The sequence below is a fragment of the Brevibacterium sp. K11IcPPYGO002 genome (assembly GCF_050920635.1).
Taxonomy (GTDB): Bacteria; Actinomycetota; Actinomycetes; order Actinomycetales; family Brevibacteriaceae; genus Brevibacterium.
Map to the genome: position 1 here is coordinate 1,126,952 of NZ_CP131929.1, position 16,723 is coordinate 1,143,674.

Annotated in this window: 14 protein-coding genes; 11 read left to right on the plus strand and 3 right to left on the minus strand. The window is 66.8% G+C overall.

Annotation, left to right across the window (positions count from 1 at the left end):
- Positions 1 to 175: 175 nt before the first annotated feature.
- From ssd to QYM46_RS05060, 8 genes are all read left to right on the plus strand, one after another.
- Positions 176 to 1,183, plus strand: a complete 1,008-nt coding sequence (ssd, locus tag QYM46_RS05025; RefSeq protein ID WP_432791106.1) for a septum site-determining protein Ssd — start codon at positions 176 to 178, stop codon at positions 1,181 to 1,183.
- Complete coding sequence (locus tag QYM46_RS05030) at positions 1,180 to 2,352, plus strand: TadA family conjugal transfer-associated ATPase (RefSeq protein ID WP_432791107.1); 1,173 nt, start codon at positions 1,180 to 1,182, stop codon at positions 2,350 to 2,352. The genes ssd and QYM46_RS05030 overlap by 4 nt, the downstream gene beginning before the upstream one ends.
- Complete coding sequence (locus QYM46_RS05035; protein WP_432791108.1) at positions 2,349 to 3,044, plus strand: type II secretion system F family protein; 696 nt, start codon at positions 2,349 to 2,351, stop codon at positions 3,042 to 3,044. Before QYM46_RS05030 ends, QYM46_RS05035 begins: the two co-directional genes overlap by 4 nt.
- A 2-nt stretch (positions 3,045 to 3,046) precedes the next feature.
- On the plus strand, positions 3,047 to 3,637 hold the full coding sequence (locus tag QYM46_RS05040) for a type II secretion system F family protein (protein WP_169251584.1): 591 nt from the start codon (positions 3,047 to 3,049) through the stop codon (positions 3,635 to 3,637).
- Between the two features lie 42 nt (positions 3,638 to 3,679).
- Positions 3,680 to 4,282, plus strand: a complete 603-nt coding sequence (locus QYM46_RS05045) for a GNAT family N-acetyltransferase (RefSeq protein WP_169251585.1) — start codon at positions 3,680 to 3,682, stop codon at positions 4,280 to 4,282.
- A 187-nt stretch (positions 4,283 to 4,469) separates the two neighbouring features.
- On the plus strand, positions 4,470 to 4,715 hold the full coding sequence (locus tag QYM46_RS05050) for a DUF4244 domain-containing protein (protein ID WP_169251586.1): 246 nt from the start codon (positions 4,470 to 4,472) through the stop codon (positions 4,713 to 4,715).
- A 6-nt stretch (positions 4,716 to 4,721) separates the two neighbouring features.
- A complete protein-coding gene (locus tag QYM46_RS05055; RefSeq protein WP_169251587.1) occupies positions 4,722 to 5,108 on the plus strand; it encodes a TadE family protein in 387 nt (128 codons plus the stop codon).
- On the plus strand, positions 5,105 to 5,422 hold the full coding sequence (locus QYM46_RS05060) for an Rv3654c family TadE-like protein (RefSeq protein WP_432791109.1): 318 nt from the start codon (positions 5,105 to 5,107) through the stop codon (positions 5,420 to 5,422). Before QYM46_RS05055 ends, QYM46_RS05060 begins: the two co-directional genes overlap by 4 nt.
- An 8-nt stretch (positions 5,423 to 5,430) precedes the next feature.
- Here QYM46_RS05060 and QYM46_RS05065 read toward each other — a convergent pair whose 3' ends face one another.
- Positions 5,431 to 7,707, minus strand: a complete 2,277-nt coding sequence (locus QYM46_RS05065) for a DEAD/DEAH box helicase (protein WP_432791110.1) — start codon at positions 7,705 to 7,707, stop codon at positions 5,431 to 5,433.
- Positions 7,708 to 7,741: 34 nt separating this feature from the next.
- Between QYM46_RS05065 and QYM46_RS05070 the strand changes: the two genes are divergently transcribed.
- Both QYM46_RS05070 and topA read left to right on the plus strand, forming a co-directional pair.
- Positions 7,742 to 9,400, plus strand: a complete 1,659-nt coding sequence (locus QYM46_RS05070) for a methyltransferase (protein ID WP_432791111.1) — start codon at positions 7,742 to 7,744, stop codon at positions 9,398 to 9,400.
- A gap of 169 nt (positions 9,401 to 9,569) precedes the next feature.
- Entirely contained in the window at positions 9,570 to 12,389 is a 2,820-nt protein-coding gene (gene topA / locus QYM46_RS05075) for a type I DNA topoisomerase (protein ID WP_432791112.1), read from the plus strand.
- Positions 12,390 to 12,530: 141 nt separating this feature from the next.
- Here topA and QYM46_RS05080 read toward each other — a convergent pair whose 3' ends face one another.
- On the minus strand, positions 12,531 to 13,025 hold the full coding sequence (locus tag QYM46_RS05080; RefSeq protein ID WP_169251591.1) for a GNAT family N-acetyltransferase: 495 nt from the start codon (positions 13,023 to 13,025) through the stop codon (positions 12,531 to 12,533).
- Between the two features lie 9 nt (positions 13,026 to 13,034).
- Positions 13,035 to 13,790 (minus strand): lipoate--protein ligase family protein, encoded by a 756-nt coding sequence (locus QYM46_RS05085; RefSeq protein ID WP_432791113.1) that lies wholly within the window; start codon positions 13,788 to 13,790, stop codon positions 13,035 to 13,037.
- A gap of 109 nt (positions 13,791 to 13,899) precedes the next feature.
- Between QYM46_RS05085 and tmk the strand changes: the two genes are divergently transcribed.
- The gene (gene tmk, locus QYM46_RS05090) at positions 13,900 to 16,722 is read left to right on the plus strand and encodes a dTMP kinase (protein WP_432791718.1); all 2,823 of its coding nucleotides are present in this window, start codon (positions 13,900 to 13,902) and stop codon (positions 16,720 to 16,722) included.
- The last annotated feature ends 1 nt before the right edge of the window (position 16,723 follow it).

A 16,723-nucleotide genomic window follows, 5' to 3' on the forward strand; every position in this document is an offset into this window, starting at 1 on the left:
CACATGATGTGACCGAGCGGCCGACCCACCGCGGCTGACCTGGATGGAAGCTGCAGGCTGCCACTTGGGACGCCTCCTGTGACTCAACCTCACAGGAGGCGCCCCTTCGTCGTCCCCTCCACAGGGCAGCGCTCCGACCTGGCCGGAGGCTACCGCTCGAGTCCAGGCTCGGTGCATGCAGGTAGCCCTCATCACCGACCTCGGTGCGATCACCGAAGAATGCGCCCGAGTCGCCGAAAGCATCGGCATCTCCCTGACCGTTCTGCCTCCCGACTCCGGAGGCTGGCAGTCAGCGTCGCTCATCCTCCTCGGCGAAGACGTCCGCGAAGCCCCCGCCACCGACAGATCGGACACGATCCTCGTCGTCCTCAACGATGACGAACCCTCCTCGACCTGGGCGAAGGCCGCCCACCTCGGCGTCGACCAGCTCGCCGTGCTGCCCGCCGCTGCGGAATGGCTGAGCGGACGGATGATCGCCGCCGTCGAACCGCCTGGTGCACCCGGGACCACGGTCGGCGTCGTCGCCGGCTGCGGAGGAGCGGGAGCCTCCGTGCTCGCATGCGCACTCGCCCGACGGGCCGGAGCTGATCACAGCACAGTTCTCGTCGACGCCGACCCGCTCGGCGGGGGACTCGACCTCGTCCTCGGCGCCGAAGCGGTGCCCGGGCCCCGGTGGACCGACCTCAGCGCCTCTCGCGGACAGCTGCGCCCCTCTGCCCTGGCCGATGCGCTGCCCCGCCACGACGGACTCGCGCTGCTGTCCTGGGGTCGGGACGACACGGTCGACCTCGACCCCGACGTCTTCGACGACTTCCTCGCCGCAGCCGGTCAGGCCTTCGACCTCGTCATCGTCGATCTGCCCCGCCACGCCCCACCGCAGTGGACGAGACGCTGCCATCATGTCCTTCTCGTCTCCCCGGCCCGGGTCCGGTCGGCCGTCGCCTCCTCCCAAGTGGCCAAGCGATTGTCCCAGGCCCACCCCGATGTGCGCCTCGTCGTCCGCGAAACCGGACCCGGAGGCCTCGACGCCGAGCTCCTCGCCGACTCCATCGGTCTGAGCTTGGCCGGGAGCATCCGCGATGATCGGGGACTGTCCGCCGCCGTCGACCGCGGCGAGGGCATCCCCGGTGGCGCGCACCTCGGCCGCCTCGTCGACCGCTTGCTGGGGGAGTGGGTCGAATGAGCGAATGGCTCGACGCCTCGCTGGTCGCCGATGTCCGCAAAACGCTGCTCGACAAGCCGGGACCGGTGACCACGGCCGCCGTCGCCGAGGCGGTCCAACGCACCGGACGCGTGCTCGGTTCGTCCGCCCTGCTCGAACTCGTCACCCGGCTGTCCGCGCAGCTGTCCGGGGCAGGACCCCTGCAGTCCGTGCTTGAGGTGCCCGGCACCACGGACGTGTTCGTCAACGGACCGCGTGAGATCTTCGCCGACACCGGTGGCGGGCCTCGGCTGCTCGACCTGTCCCTGGGATCCGAAGAGGAGGTGCGGTCCCTAGCTGTCCGGTTGGCCGCCCTCGGCGGGCGTCGCCTCGACGATTCCTCTCCCTATGTCGATGTGCGCCTGCCCGACGGGGTGCGGATGAACGCGATCGTCCCTCCCATTTCCGGGGACACGACGACGATCAGCTTCCGCGTGCCGAAACGCTCCGGATTCCCCTACTCCCAACTCTGCGACTCAGGGTTCGTCCCCGATGAGATCAGCCCCCTCATCGCCGAGGCGGTCACGTCACGGGCGAACATCCTCATCTCCGGCGGGACGGGCACGGGGAAGACAGTCCTCCTCGGTGCTCTGCTGTCCCTGGTCGAGACGATCCAGCGCATCGTCATCGTCGAGGACTCCCGCGAGCTCATCGTCACCCACCCGCACACCGTCCAACTCGCAGCCCGCCAGGCCAACGTCGAAGGCGGCGGCGAGGTGACTCTGACCGACCTCGTGCGCAACGCCCTGCGGATGCGGCCCGACCGCCTCGTCGTCGGGGAATGCCGCGGCGCGGAGGTCCGGGACATGCTCACCGCGCTCAACACCGGTCATGAGGGCGGGTGTGCAACGATCCACGCGAACACCGCCGAAGCCGTGCCCAGCCGGGTGGCCGCGCTCGGTGCGTTGGCGCAGATGAGTCCGGACGCCGTGTATTCGCAGTTCTCCACCGCCATCGACCTCGTCATTCATCTGCGTCGCAGCGGTTCCGAGCGGGGAATCACGGAACTGGCGATTCCGACGAGGGTCGGAGCCGAGGGAGTCGTCATGGAACCGGTGTGGGGCCGCCCCTCGCCGTCGACGACCGGCACCGTCAACCGCCGGGCCCTGGCCCGGTTCGAAGCCGTGCTCGAACAGAAATCCGCACAATGATCGTCCTCACCGCCGCTCTGATCGCGGCCGGGATCGTCCTTGCGGCGCCCCCGGACCCGGGTGTCAGACTGCGGGAACTCCTGCACCGTGCAGAGGACGGCGAATCAGTGCCGAAAGGAGTGCGTGCCGTCTTTCGCCGAGGCGGCCACACCGCCGATGATCAGGCCGAGCGGCTGTGGGCGATCGCCGCGGTGGAGAACTGCGCCCATCTGCTCAAGGTGGGGATGACTCCGCAGGCGGTGATGACCACGCTCAGCCGCCACAATGACGCACTGGCCCCGATCTCACGAGCGATCTCGTTGGGTGAGGAGCCCGGACGCGCCATCGCCACCCGCAGCAGCGCGCTGTCGGAGGCCGCCGCTCACGTACTGACCGGAATGGCCGCCGTGTGGACGGTGTCCGAACGTTCCGGAGCCCCCGCAGCCGAGATGATCCTGCGTTACGCGGCCGCCCAGAGAGACGCCCTCGACGCCGAACGCGAACGTCGCATCGCCATGGCCGGCCCGCGGTCGACGGTGCGGGTGCTCAGCTGGCTGCCGCTCATCGGCGTCGGTCTCGGACTGCTCATCGGCGTCCGACCCCTGGAACTCATCAGCGGGCTGCCGGGACAGCTGAGCATCGGTGCCGGACTCCTCCTGTACGGGGCCGGCCGATGGTGGATGCGGACGATGATGCTGCGAGCGCAGAGGTGACCATGCTTGCTGTGCTCATCGGTGCCTGTGTCGGACTCGGCGTGCTGCTGTGGTCCGGATCGACCCGCCGGAGACTGCAGAGCCTCCTCGGCGAGGGCAGGACCGATCCGACCGGCACCGAGGCGGCCACCCCGGAGGCGGGTCCGGCCGAGTCGGGGACAGAGCCGGCAGTGGCCGATGATCAGTTGGCATTCGACCTCGATCTCGTAGCGATCTGTCTGACCTCGGGCCTGCCGATTCCCGTGGCGCTGACCTTGACCGCCGAGGCGACCGATGACCGATCGGATCTGCAGAGGATCGCCCGTGCGATGACGATCGGAGGGCGCAGGCTCGCCGACGACGATCGGCTGCTGCCGGTGCTCGAAGTCTTCGAATTCTCCGAACACACCGGTGTCGGCCCGGCACCACTCATCGAGTCCGTGGCCGAGGAGCTGCGGGCGTCCTCACGCCGGCGTCGGCAGGAGGCCGCCGCCTCGTTGGGTGTGCAGCTGGTGCTGCCCTTGGGTGTGTGCATTCTGCCGGCGTTCCTCTTGCTCTCGGTCGTCCCGGTCGTCATCTCGCTGCTGACCGACCTCACGACCGTGTTCTTCTGAAGTGGTGACCTGGTTTTCAGACTCGACCGATAGGCTCGGGACATGGCACCGGTCACACCCTTCAATCAGCTGTCCACTGTCGAACAAGCCGAGGACTACGCCGAGAACCTCTTCGTCGGCCGATCCGTGCGTCTGCGGCCTCTGAGGGAGGATGATCTGCCCTATCTCGAGCAGTGGTGGTTCGATCCCTCGATCGTCGTCCTGCAGAATCACACGGTTCTGCCGCGGCCGGAAGGGGGAGTGTCCGAACAGTTCTCACAGTGGAGCGCGAACAGATCGAGCGAAGCGGTCGGCTTCAGCATCGAGCTGACCGAAACCGAAGAATTCGTCGGCCACGTCACCCTCTACGGACGCAACCCCATCAACCAGTCCGCCACTCTGGCGATCGTCCTCGGCCCCGAATTCCACGGGCGCGGCTACGGATCGGATGCGGTGCGACTGGCCGTGAAGTACGGGTTCCTCCAATTGGGACTCAATCGCATCGAGCTGCAGACCTGGGCGTTCAACACCCGCGGAATCGCCTCCTACACCAAGGCCGGTTTCGTCGAAGAAGGCCGTCGACGAGAAGCCGTGTTCTTCAACGGCCGCCGCCACGACGAAGTCATCATGGCCATCCTCAGAGACGACTGGGCCGGCAACACCTGAGGCACCGGCGGCGCTGACTCGCACGCCGATTCCTGTGGACGACCTCTCCACTCGTCCATGGTGAGCCTGTGGACGCCGAACCCGTTTCCACAGGCACGAAACCGCGTCTGGACACGACAGTGCGCTCACTCCCAGGCTGAAGGTCCGCTCGCAGAGTGCGAACGGGGTTTCAGCCAAGGAGGAGAGCATGGCCACAACTTCACCGCCCCCGGAGATCGAGGATCCGCCGACGGGTCAGATCGAACCGGTCGCCGACCACACTGAGATCGACCAGTTCTGGGACTCCGACACCGGAGCGACCACCGCAGAGTATGCGATCACCACTCTGGCCGCATGCGGATTCGCCGCACTGCTCGTCGTCGTCCTCAAATCAGAACCGATCAAGGAACTCATCACCGGGGTCATCTCCACGGCGCTCGGTCTGGGAAGCTGAACCGTCATGGCACGCGGACGCTCCCGTCAGCGGCAGCGAGGTTGGGATCGCGATTCGGGAACGGCGACCGCGGAATTCGCCGTCGTCATGCCGGCCGTCGTGCTTCTCATCGTGCTGCTCACGGGAGCCGCCGCGGTCGGCTTCTCCCAGCTGCGAGCCTTCGACGCAGCCCGGTCCGCGGCCCGTGAGATCGCCCGCGGCGAACCCCGAGCCGCCGTCGTGTCCGAAGCGAAGAAGCACGCCGGTGAGTCCTCGTCGGTCCGCGTCCGAGCCGACGGCGGATACTCGGTCGTGACCGTCACGATCGAACTGCCGGCTGCGATCTTCTTCCTCGACGCCGTCGATGCGCATGCCACTGCGCGATTCGAAGGGGACAGGTCCGGGCCGTCATGACGAACATCGTTGTGGGGCTCTGCTCGACCGTGCTCGTCCTCGTCGCCGCCATCGGCAGCCTCGGCCAGGCCTTCGTGGCCCACAGTCGGGCGCAGAGCGCCGCGGACCTGGCGGCGCTCGCCGCCGCGGACGCCGTGCGCGGACTGGCCACCGGAGAACCGTGTGAGATGGCGAAGGAGGTGGCGATTCGCAATGGCGGTCACCTCAAGGACTGCCGTGCCTCGCTGAGTGAGCAATCCGCCTACGTCGTCATCGAAGTCGACATCCCTGGGCCTCTGCCGAAGGTCAGAGAGGAGGCCGTCGCCGGGAAATGAGGGGATTGCTACCTGAGCACGGTGCGCAGCAGCCGCAGCGCTGCGTCCTTCTCCAGCGGTTCGTTCCCGTTGCCGCACTTCGGCGACTGCACACACGACGGGCAGCCGTCGATGCACTCACATGCGGCGATGGCGTCCCTGGTCGCACCCAACCATTCTTCGATGACCTCGCTGCCGCGTTCGGCGAACCCGGCGCCCCCGGCCAGACCGTCATAGACGAACACCGTCGCCAGTCCGGTGTCGGCATGCAGCGCCGTCGACACACCGCCGATGTCCCAGCGGTCACAGCCGGCGAAGAGCGGAAGCAGACCGATCGAGGCATGCTCGGCGGCATGGACGGCTCCGGGCAGGTCTCCGGAGACGACGTCGGCCTCGTCGAGGATGCTCTGCGGAATCGTCCACCACACGGCCTTCGTCCGCAGCGTGCGCTCGGGCAGGTCGAGCTCGTGTTCGGCGATGATCGCTCCACCGCGTTTGGCCCGCATCCGGTAGGCCACGACCTGATCGATGACGTCGACGGTTCCGCTGCACACAGCCACCCCGGAGGGCAGGACCCGCTGCGCATCGGTGTCGACGATCGAGATCTCCGTCTGCGAGCGCGGTTGAGTCGTGTAGTCGACCTCGGCGCGTTCGACGGCGACGATCCGGTCCTCGAGGTCGAGATCGAGGACGGTGAAGTCGATGCCCTGATGCGTGTACACCGCTCCCGGATGGGCTCCCGTATGTGCACCCGATTCGTCGACCGTGCCCAGCAGGGTGCCGGTGCTCGCCTCGACCAGGCTGAACTGTCCGCCGCCGGCGCCGCGGATATCGGACAGGTCGGCCGCCGGTTGGTCCTTTGCCCAGAACCATCCGGTCGGCCGTGCCCGCAGCATCTTCGCCTCCACGAGGTCGTCGATGACGGCGGGCGAATTGTCCGGGAAGTGCACGAGGTCGGCCGACTTCAGAGGCACCTCGGCGGCGGCCGCACACAGGTGACCGGAGAGCACATGCGGGTTGCCCGGATGGATGACGCCGGCGTCGACGGGGGAGTCGAAGATGACTTCGGGATGATGGACGACGAACGTATCGAGCGGATCATCACGGGCAATGAACACGGCCATCCACCGCTGTCCGGCTCTGCCGGCGCGCCCCGCCTGCTGCCACAGGGAGGCCAGGGTTCCCGGCCAGCCGGAGATGATGACGAGGTCGAGTCCGGAGATGTCGATGCCCAACTCCAGCGCATTCGTCGACGCCACGGCCAGCAGCTGACCCGAACGCAGCGCGGTCTCGAGCATCCTGCGCTCTTCGGCCAGATACCCGCCGCGGTAGGCGGCGACCTTGCCGGTCAGGGTCTCATCCACCTGCCCCACCTGGTCGCGGACAGTCTGGGCAAGGGCTTCGGTGCCGCGGCGGGAGGCGATGAACGTGATCGACCGAAAACCGGCGCACATGGAATCGGTGATGACATCGGCGGCTTCGACCAGACCGCTGCGCCGGTCCCCGCCGGGAGACACGGGAGGCTCCCACAGGGCGAAGCTGCCGGCTGCGCGCGGGGACGAATCCTCGGTCACCGCATGCGCGGACCGCCCGGTCAGCTTCGCAAAGGCTGCGTCCGGGTCCGCCATCGTCGCCGAAGCTCCGATGACGACCGGTGTTGCCCCGTAATGGGCGGCGATGCGCAGCAGGCGGCGGAGGATGAGTGCGACATGGGAGCCGAAGACTCCGCGGTAGCGATGGGCCTCATCGATGACGATGAATCGCAGGTTCTTGAACATCCGGGAAAAGCGCTCGTGCTGGGGCAGAACGCTGCGGTGGAGCATGTCCGGGTTGGTGAAGATGATGTTCGCATGTTGCCTGGCCCAGTCCTTCGAGACCTGCGAGGTGTCCCCGTCATAGCTGGCAGGACGCATGCCCTGGATGACGAACCGTTCGAGTTTGGCCAGCTGATCGGCGGCCAGTGCCTTCGTCGGCGCGATATAGATCGCCGAGGCGGTGCGCAGCTTCCCGCGAGTCGATTGGATCGCTTCGAGCACCGGCAGCCAGAATCCCAAAGACTTGCCTGAGGCGGTGGGGGTGGCGATGACGACGTCGGAACCGTCCCTGGCCGTCTGCGCCGCTTCGAGCTGGTGCTGCCACAGAGCGTCGACGCCGATGGCATGGCATGCGTGCTTGAGTTCCTCGTCGATCCAGTCAGGCCACGCGGCGTCGCGTTCGAAACGCTGCGGGATATCGCGGACATGGACGATCCGCTCATTCCGGGCACCGAAACCGGTGACGATGTCGAGAAGAGCAGAGGAGGCCATGAGTCAATTATGGCGCAGTCGCTAGGATTCTTCTGTGACTGATCTGCCGTTGGCCCACCTGGGCGAGACCCTCTACCATTCCGGATACACCGAACCACGGCTGCGCCAGTTCTGGGGCGGCCCGACCTCGGAGGCGCTGCTGCGCAACAACGCCGCACCCGCCATCCACCACTGCACCCGGACGCTGGCGGACCAGTCGTCGACGGTCGCCGACCGGGCCCTGGCCAGCGCGGCGCTGCTCTTCCACTTCCACCGCACAGTCCCGGTCACCGACGTCCGAGCGCTGCTGGGGGAGTCCTTCGACACCGCCGCCGAGGCGGGGCTGATCACCGTGGACGACGACGAGGTGGTCGCCCCCTTCGCCCTGACCCCCTATGATCTTCCCGTCGGTGTCCCGCGCGGCTTCCGTCCCGGGGACGAGAACCTTTACCTCGTGGCCGACCACGGCACCCTGACCACACCGGATGTCCTCGACGGAGAATTCGTACTCGGACTCGGCGGAGCCGGCCGGACTTTGGTGTCGATCACCCCGCGTGACCACGTGGGTGTGGCCGCCGACATCGGCACCGGCTGCGGAATCCAAGCTCTGCTGCTGGCCCGTCACAGCGACCGAGTCATCGCCACCGACATCTCCCGTCGAGCCCTGCGCCTAGCCGAACTCTCGGCCGGACTCAACGCGGTGACGACGATCGAATTCCGGCACGGGTCCCTCCTCGAACCGTTGGACGAACCCGTGGATCTGCTCGTGTCGAATCCGCCGTTCGTCATCACCCCGCGCAGCACGGACACCACCTTCGAATACCGGGACGGCGGAATGACCGGAGACCGCCTCGTCCGGGAGCTGTTCACCCGGATCCCGGAGATCCTCACCCCGGGCGGACGCAGCGTCTGCCTCGGAAACTGGGAATCCGCCTCGGGGACGGACGAAGGGCCGGAGGCCTGGGTCGGCGATGACGACACGTCGGTGTTCGTCATCGAACGCGAGGCCCTCGACCCCATCGCCTACGCCGAAACGTGGATCCGCGACGGCGGGACCCCTCGCGCCAGCACCGTCTGGAATAACGCAGTCGCCGCATGGCTCGACGACTTCGCCACCAGAGCTGTGGACGAAATCGTCTTCGGGTACGTATCGATGACAAAGTCCGATAACGATGCGCCGACAATTGATTCTCCGGACTCCGCGGTCGGTGACGATCAGCCGGGCCTCGTCGGTGGACTGTCGGGCACGGCCGAGGGAGTGTTCAAGGCCCGGGTGAGAGTCACCTCGGCGCTGGCGCACAATCCGCACGGACTCGCGGAGTTCCTCTCCACGATCATCGCGATCCGATCCTGGCTGGCAGCGGCCGGGCCGGAGGAGATCGCCGGGACGGCTTTCACCCGCTCACCCGACCTCGTCGAACATCGCCATTTCGTTCCCGGAGCGTCGGAACCCAACTCGATCACCCTGGAACAGGGGATCGGCTTCGGGCAGGTATTCGACCTCGATACGGCACTGGCCGGGTTCGTGTCCGTCGCGGATGGGACACTGACTCTGAGACAGACGGCCGGGGCCCTGGCTCAGCTTCTCGAAGTCGATCCCACGGCCCTGGAAGACCAGCTCGTCGCACAGGTCAGAGCCCTGTGCGCGGCGGGAGCGCTGCTGCCCGTCAGCGGTGGACTCGAGAGCTCGGCGACTCGGTCGTCTGCGGAATAGGGATAGGATCGGAAAACCGTTGACCCCGTGCCCGAGCCGAGATCGGACGATGTCCGGGCAGCGTCCGGGCCGCAAGGGCCGATGAGGAACGTGCCCGATCAACAGTGTTACATTGGGCCGGATCGTCCGTTGCAGCGGGCAGCTGATGCCGTGAGAGGAATGTGAAAGCGTGACCACAACCGAGAAGAAGCCCCGTCGCCTCGTCATCGTCGAGTCTCCGACGAAGGCGCGAACGATTGTGGGATACCTCGGCGACGGTTATGACGTCGAGGCCTCAGTCGGTCATATCCGCGACCTGCCCACTCCCTCGGAGCTGCCCGCCGATATGAAGAAGGGGCCGTACGGAAAGTTCGCTGTCGACGTCGACAACAACTTCGACCCCTACTATCGGATCGACCCGGGCAAGAAGAAGAAGGTCACCGAACTCAAGCGCCTGCTCAAGGACGCCGACGAACTCTATCTGGCAACGGATGAGGACCGCGAAGGAGAGGCCATCGCGTGGCATCTGCTCGAAGTCCTCAAACCGAAGATCCCGGTCAAGCGCATGGTCTTCCACGAGATCACGCCTGAGGCGATCGACCGTGCCCTGGAGAACACCCGTGATATCGACACCTCGCTCGTCGACGCGCAGGAGACCCGCCGCATCCTCGACCGCCTCTACGGCTACGAGGTCTCACCCGTACTGTGGCGCAAGATCCGCGCAGGGCTCTCGGCCGGACGCGTCCAGTCCGTGGCCACTCGACTCGTCGTCGAACGCGAACGCGAGCGCATGGCCTTCGTGCCCGCCGACTACTGGGACCTCGACATCGACCTCGGTCTGCCGGACGGGACGAACCCGTTCGCCGCGAACCTCACCACCCTCGACGGGTCGCGGGTGGCCACCGGCCGAGACTTCAACGACAAGGGAGAGCTGAAGAACACCTCGGCGACGATCGTCGACCAGGCCCGCGCGGAATCCCTGGCCACGGAGCTGAACGGCAGCGCCAAGGATGCGCTGACGGTGACCGCGGTGGAGTCGAAGCCCTACTCCCGTCGCCCGGCCGCACCATTCACGACCTCGACCCTGCAGCAGGAAGCCGGACGCAAACTGCGCATGAGCGCCCGTCAGGCCATGCGCACCGCCCAGTCGCTGTACGAGCACGGCTACATCACCTATATGCGTACCGACTCCTCGGCGCTGTCGGGCCAGGCCATCGCCGCCGCCCGCAAGCAGGTGACCGAACTCTACGGTCCCGAATTCGTTCCGAACTCGCCGCGCCAGTACGCGAGCAAGCAGAAATCGGCGCAGGAGGCCCACGAGGCGATCCGACCCGCCGGTGACTCGTTCCGCACCCCGGCGCAGGTGTCCAAGCAGCTGAACGGCGACGAATTCCGTCTCTACGACCTCATCTGGAAGCGCACCGTCGCCAGCCAGATGGCCGATGCGAAGGGCAAGACCGCGACCATCAAGGTCAGTGCCGCTCTCGCCGACGGTCATGAAGCCGGATTCAGCGCCAGCGGCACCGTCATCACCTTCCGCGGGTTCCTCGCCGCCTATGAAGAGGGCCAGGACGCGTCCCGCTACGACACGAAGTCCGGGGAGTCGCGGCTGCCGCAGGTCGAAGAGGGCCAGTCGCTGTCGGTCATCAAGGCCGAAGCCGACGGACATACCACAGCTCCGCCGCCCCGTTTCACCGAAGCCAGCCTGGTCAAGCAGCTCGAAGAGCTCGGCATCGGCCGTCCCTCGACCTATGCTGCAACGATCTCCGTCATCCAGGACCGCGGCTATGTGACCACTCGCGGCAACGCACTGGTGCCCAGCTGGTTGGCGTTCTCCGTCGTCCGCCTGCTCGAGGAGCACTTCACCGGTCTGGTCGACTACGCGTTCACCGCCGACCTCGAATCCGAACTCGACCGGATCGCGATGGGCGAGGAGGACCGCAACGACTGGCTGGCCGGGTTCTACTTCGGCGACAAGGTCCACGACCGCGAGGGCCTCAAGGCCATCGTCGACGACCTCGGCGATATCGATGCGCGCGAGGTCAACACCGTCGCCATCAGCGAAGGTGTGAACCTGCGGGTGGGCCGCTACGGCCCCTACCTCGAGGTCGCCGCGGAGAAGGACGGCGAGGACCCGAAGCGGGTCTCCGTCCCCGACGATCTGGCACCCGATGAGCTGACGGCGGCGAAGGCGGCCGAACTCATCGAATCCCAGGGCGACGGCGACCGCGAGCTCGGTGTCGACCCGGAGACCGGACACACCATCGTGGCGAAGAACGGTCGGTTCGGACCCTATGTCTCCGAAGTGCTGCCCGAGCCCGAGGAGAAGCCGAAGCGGGGCGCGAAGAAGCCGAAGCCGCGCACCGGTTCGCTGTTCAAGTCGATGGATCTGAACTCGATCGACCTCGAGACCGCGCTCAAGCTGCTCAGCCTGCCGCGTGTGGTCGGTCAGGACGAAGAGGGCACGGACATCACCGCACAGAACGGCCGCTACGGACCGTACCTGAAGAAGGGCACGGACTCCCGTTCGCTGACGGATGAGGAGCAGATCTTCAACATCACCCTCGAGGAGGCGCTGAAGATCTATTCCGAGCCGAAGCAGCGCGGCGGTCGTCGTGCCGCGGCACCGCTGAAGGAACTCGGTGAGGACCCGGAGACGAAGAAGCCCGTCGTCGTCAAGGACGGCCGCTTCGGACCATACGTCACCGATGGCGAGACGAACGCGACCCTGCGCAAGGACGACTCCGTCGAAGCCGTGACGCTCGAACGCGCCGCGACTCTGCTCGCTGAGAAGCGCGCGAAGGGACCGGCGAAGAAGAAGGCTCCGGCGAAGAAGGCACCCGCAAAGAAGACGACGGCAGCCAAGACGACGGCAGCGAAGAAGACGACGGCGGCGAAGTCCACTGCCGCGAAGAAGTCGACGACCACGAAGTCCGCAGCGACGAAGTCGACAGGGACGAAGACCACTGCCGCGAAGAAGACGAGCACGGCCAAGCCGAAGACTCCCTGAGCCGACGGCCGCCGAGCCCGCGGCATTCGCTTTGGACTGCTTTCGCCACCTGCCTGAAGTTCCGGGCCGGTGGCGAAAGTCGTTTCTTCTCCCGTGGCCTGTGACTGCTGGGACGAGGTCAGCAGTGCCTCAGGGGCGAGCTCAGTCGCGCGATGAATCCGCGAAATCGGTGAGCGCCTCTCCGTCGAGGCGATAGGTCTCCCATTCGTCCTGCGGCTTCGCACCCAGAGATTCATAGAACCCGATCGACGGTGTGTTCCATTTGAGCACGCACCATTCGAGTCGGGTCAGTCCGCGCTCCTGGCAGATCCGCGCCAGCCGACCCAGAAGTGCCTTCCCGGCGCCCGAGCCGCGATGGTCGGGGGAGACGAAGAGGTCTTCGAGCCAGATGCCGTTCCTGCCCGTCCAGGTGGAGAACGAATGGAACCAGATCGCAATGCCGATGACGTCGCCGTCCGCCTCGGCCACGAGACCGAACGTGTTCGCGTGCCCATCGTCGGGGAACATCACTGCCGCGAAGTCCGCCTCGGTGGCCTCGACCGCATCCGGTTCCTTCTCATAGACGGCCAGTTCGCGGACGAGCCGCAGGATGTCGGGCAGATCCGCAGGCTGTGCTTCACGAATGGTGACGGTCATGGTGTGTCCTCAGAGGCGATGTCTGTCCGCATGAGCGGCCACATCGACCAGCTCCTCGGCAGTGGGGGACAGAGGCGTATGCGGATTCGCATCGGAATAGTAGGCGGCGAACGCCTCGGCGACGGAATCGATCGTCACCTCGGGGTGGATCTCACTGATCGATCCGCCCGTGGACGGCTCCCAATCGATCCCGAGGGCGGCTTCGACATCGGTGAGCACCGCGCGGATCGGATCCGGATCCTCGACGACGACGGATGACGAGAACAGCCACGCCCCGGAGACCACCCGCTGCGCGGTGCCGATCGCCTTGATCCGACCGGCCACGTTGACGCTGTGTTCACCCGGACAGTATTCGCCGGGGATCTCGCCGAGGCGGGCATCGATGCCCAGCCTCCGCAGCACCTCGACATAGTCCTGCCCGAAACCGGTGAACCGGGCATTGGTGTTCGTGATGAACGCATCACTCGGTTCGATGTGATCGATGACCAGGGCCCCCGGATGGTAGGCAGCCGCACGTCCGCCGAGGCTGCGCAGAGCAGGCGTGAAGCCGTGGTCACGGGCCGCTTCGACAGCGGTGGCGAAACCGGGCAGGAAACGATCCCGGGCGCCGAACGCCAAGGTCGGGGCCGGTCGGTACATCCGCAGAGTCGCCCCGCGACGTCCGGCCTTGACCGAATCGAGAAGGACGCGGGCGAACGCGAGTTCCTCCACCGGGCCCAAGCCGTCTGCGGCCACCGTGGTCATCGCCTGTGAGTCTCTGTGCACGAGTTCAAGAGTAGAGGATCGGCAGGCGTCGGTCGGGTTCGGGTTGTCGCAGATCGCACTCGTTTCCAAGAGATATGTCAGTTCGGGCAGATAGTGTAGGGCTGTGAGCATGTTGACGACTACAGGACACCGACTGCCCGGAGCCCCCGGCCGCCTGGTCACCGAGACCGCCGCCTGGGGTGCCCTGATCGTTCTTGTCGCGATCAGCTATGTCGTGGCAGGAACCAGCGGACTCGTCGCGACGGTGGGCGGACGCGCGTACACCGCCATGGGGGAGTCGCTGAGCGCCGGAGGATTCGACAACCAGATGGGCAGTCTGTCTCTGCTCATCGTCTTCGCCCTCTCCTGCGCCGGCCTCTTCATCCCTGCCAAGGTGTTCGCCTCCCGACCTCCGGCGGTGCGCAAGACCGCTCTGAGCATCACTGCGATCGTCGAAGCCGCACTCCTCGTCGTCCTCAGCCTCGCTCCCAGTGCGTGGCTGACGTGGGTCGCGGCCCTGTTCCTCGGCGCCGTGGTGGGCCTGCTCATGAGCATCAACCCGTTCAGACACGAGAAGCCGTGGCGTCGCGTCGGCATTCCCGCGGCCGTCCTCGTCTTCGTCTCCTGTGCCTTCCAGATCCTCGGCGGCTCCGCAGCGGGAACCCAAGCTCTCGGCTGGGTGTCTCTGCTGGTGGGCATCGGCATGGCCGCCGGTTCCGTCATCATCTTCCTCACCCCCGAACGTGCCCTGCATGCGGAGTCCGCGACGACCGGGCAGTTCCCCGAGTTCAAAGCCCGGGTGGCCCGTCCCGCCGAGGCGATCGCGAACCCGTGGGTGTGCATCGGCCTCTTCGCCGCCCTCGGCGCGACCTTCATGCTCGCTCAGCCGACTGCGATCGGCCACGGCTACGGTCAGGCCGGTTTCGCGGTCATCATCGCCTGCTGCCTCGTCGGCTGGGCCATCGGATTCGAGATGGGGCCGACCTTCGCTCCCGGAATGTCCCGTCCGCGCGTGTCCACTTTCGCTCTGCTCGTCTCCGGTGTGCTCCTCCTGGCCACCGGCAGCATCAACGAGCTCTCCGGCAAGGTCGTGCTCTCGGCGGCGATCGCGTTCCTCGTCGGCATCGGCGTGCGCGCTCAGCCCTATGACTTCTCCCGCCGCTACGGTGCCGTCGCCGGCGCCGGCCTGGCCTTGGTGATCAACGCACTCGACCTCGGCGGCACGGTCGAAGTCGGCTCGAGCCCCGACTGGGTGCTGGCACCCAGCGACGTCGCATTCCTCGTCTTCGGCATCGCCGCTCTCATCGCCGGAATCATCGGACTCTTCACCTTCGACCCGCACAGACTGCAGGGCCTGTCCGTCGACATCGTCCACGGATTCCGTCCGCCCAGCCAGCCGGAGACCGCGGCCGGCGGACTCGGGAACTCCGCCGAACGCCTCGGCGCCGGGTTCTTCATCGCCATTGAAGGCGGAGACGGTTCGGGCAAATCCACGCAGATCAAACGCATCTCCGCTGCCCTGGCCGATGACGGTTATCACGTGGAGTCCACGCGCGAACCCGGCGGCACCGAGCTGGGCACGAAGATCCGCTCCGTCCTCTTCGACTCGGATCCGCCGAGCCCGCGCACCGAAGCCCTGCTCTTCGCCGCCGACCGGGCCCACCATGTGGCATCCCTGGTCGACCCCAGCCTCGATGCCGGAAACATCGTCATCACCGACCGGTACATCGATTCGACGATCGCCTACCAGTCGGCCGGCCGCAGCTTCGACGAGAAGACGATCCTCGCACTGAGCCGGTGGGCCACCCAGGGGCTCGTGCCGAACCTGACGATCGTCCTCGACATCGAACCCGAGGTCGCGGCCGAACGGATGGGCAAGCGCGGCGACAGCAACTACCTCGACCAGGAGAACCAGCAGTTCCATCAGCGCGTGCGCCAGACCTACCTGTCCCGTGCGCATAAGGAACTCGACCGGTATGTCGTCCTCGACGCCTCGGTCGACGCCGATGAACTCACCGAACAGATCCTCGCCGCCATCCGCGCCAGGCTTCCGCAGACGCTGGTCAAACGCGATACCGGCACCGAGGCGGCCCCCACCTCGACGTCGAACGCTGAGCCCGACAGCGGTCCGGAACGCAGTTCCGTGCCGATCGCTGCCGTGGCCGCCGGCACCGCGGACGAAGGTGATCCGGCGGAGGCCGACGACGAGGCCGCCGACGCGTCCGGTGAGAGCTCCGCAGATGTGAACGGTGAGAGCGAGCCCGACGACACCGCCGTCGACGGCAATGACGAGGCTGACGAAACAGTCGCAGACGACAGCGACACCGACGAAAACGACACGATCGGCGATGACGCGGTACACGAACGTGGACCCCGTTTCGTTCCCGCCTCCGGCGACCGGTTCGTTCCCTCTGCCGTCACCGACGCCGATGCTGAGATCTCCGGCGCCGTTCCCACCGAACGCGTCGACCTCGGTGCCGATCTGCGGGAGGATCGGGCCGCCTCGGCGGGGGAGGAACCCCCGTCCTTCTTAGAGGCGAAGGGCACGCGCAGTTCTGACGAGGACGCGGCGACCACTGTGCTGCCGGCCAGCGGGTCCGCCTCGGAAGCGCTCATCGACGACAGCGACGATGCCGACGGAGTGCCGACGGACCGAATCGCCACGGACGACGAAGCGGAGACCCGAATCGTCAACCGCGTCGATCCCGATGAGGCCGAAACCCGTGTGGTCCACCGTCCCGAACCGGCTGTGGAGGCCGAGGCGGATGACGCGGCCGATGACTCGGCCGCTGCCGGGGACGCGGAGACCACGGTTCTGCCGGTCCGCAGCGCACGTGAGATGAGCCGTGAGCGGTTGCAGGCCCAGGCCGAGATCGAACGGCAGGCCAGGGAGCGTCTGCGCAGGCAGCGCGAACGCAGCAACCGTCGCTTCACCAACCCGGAGGATTCCTGAA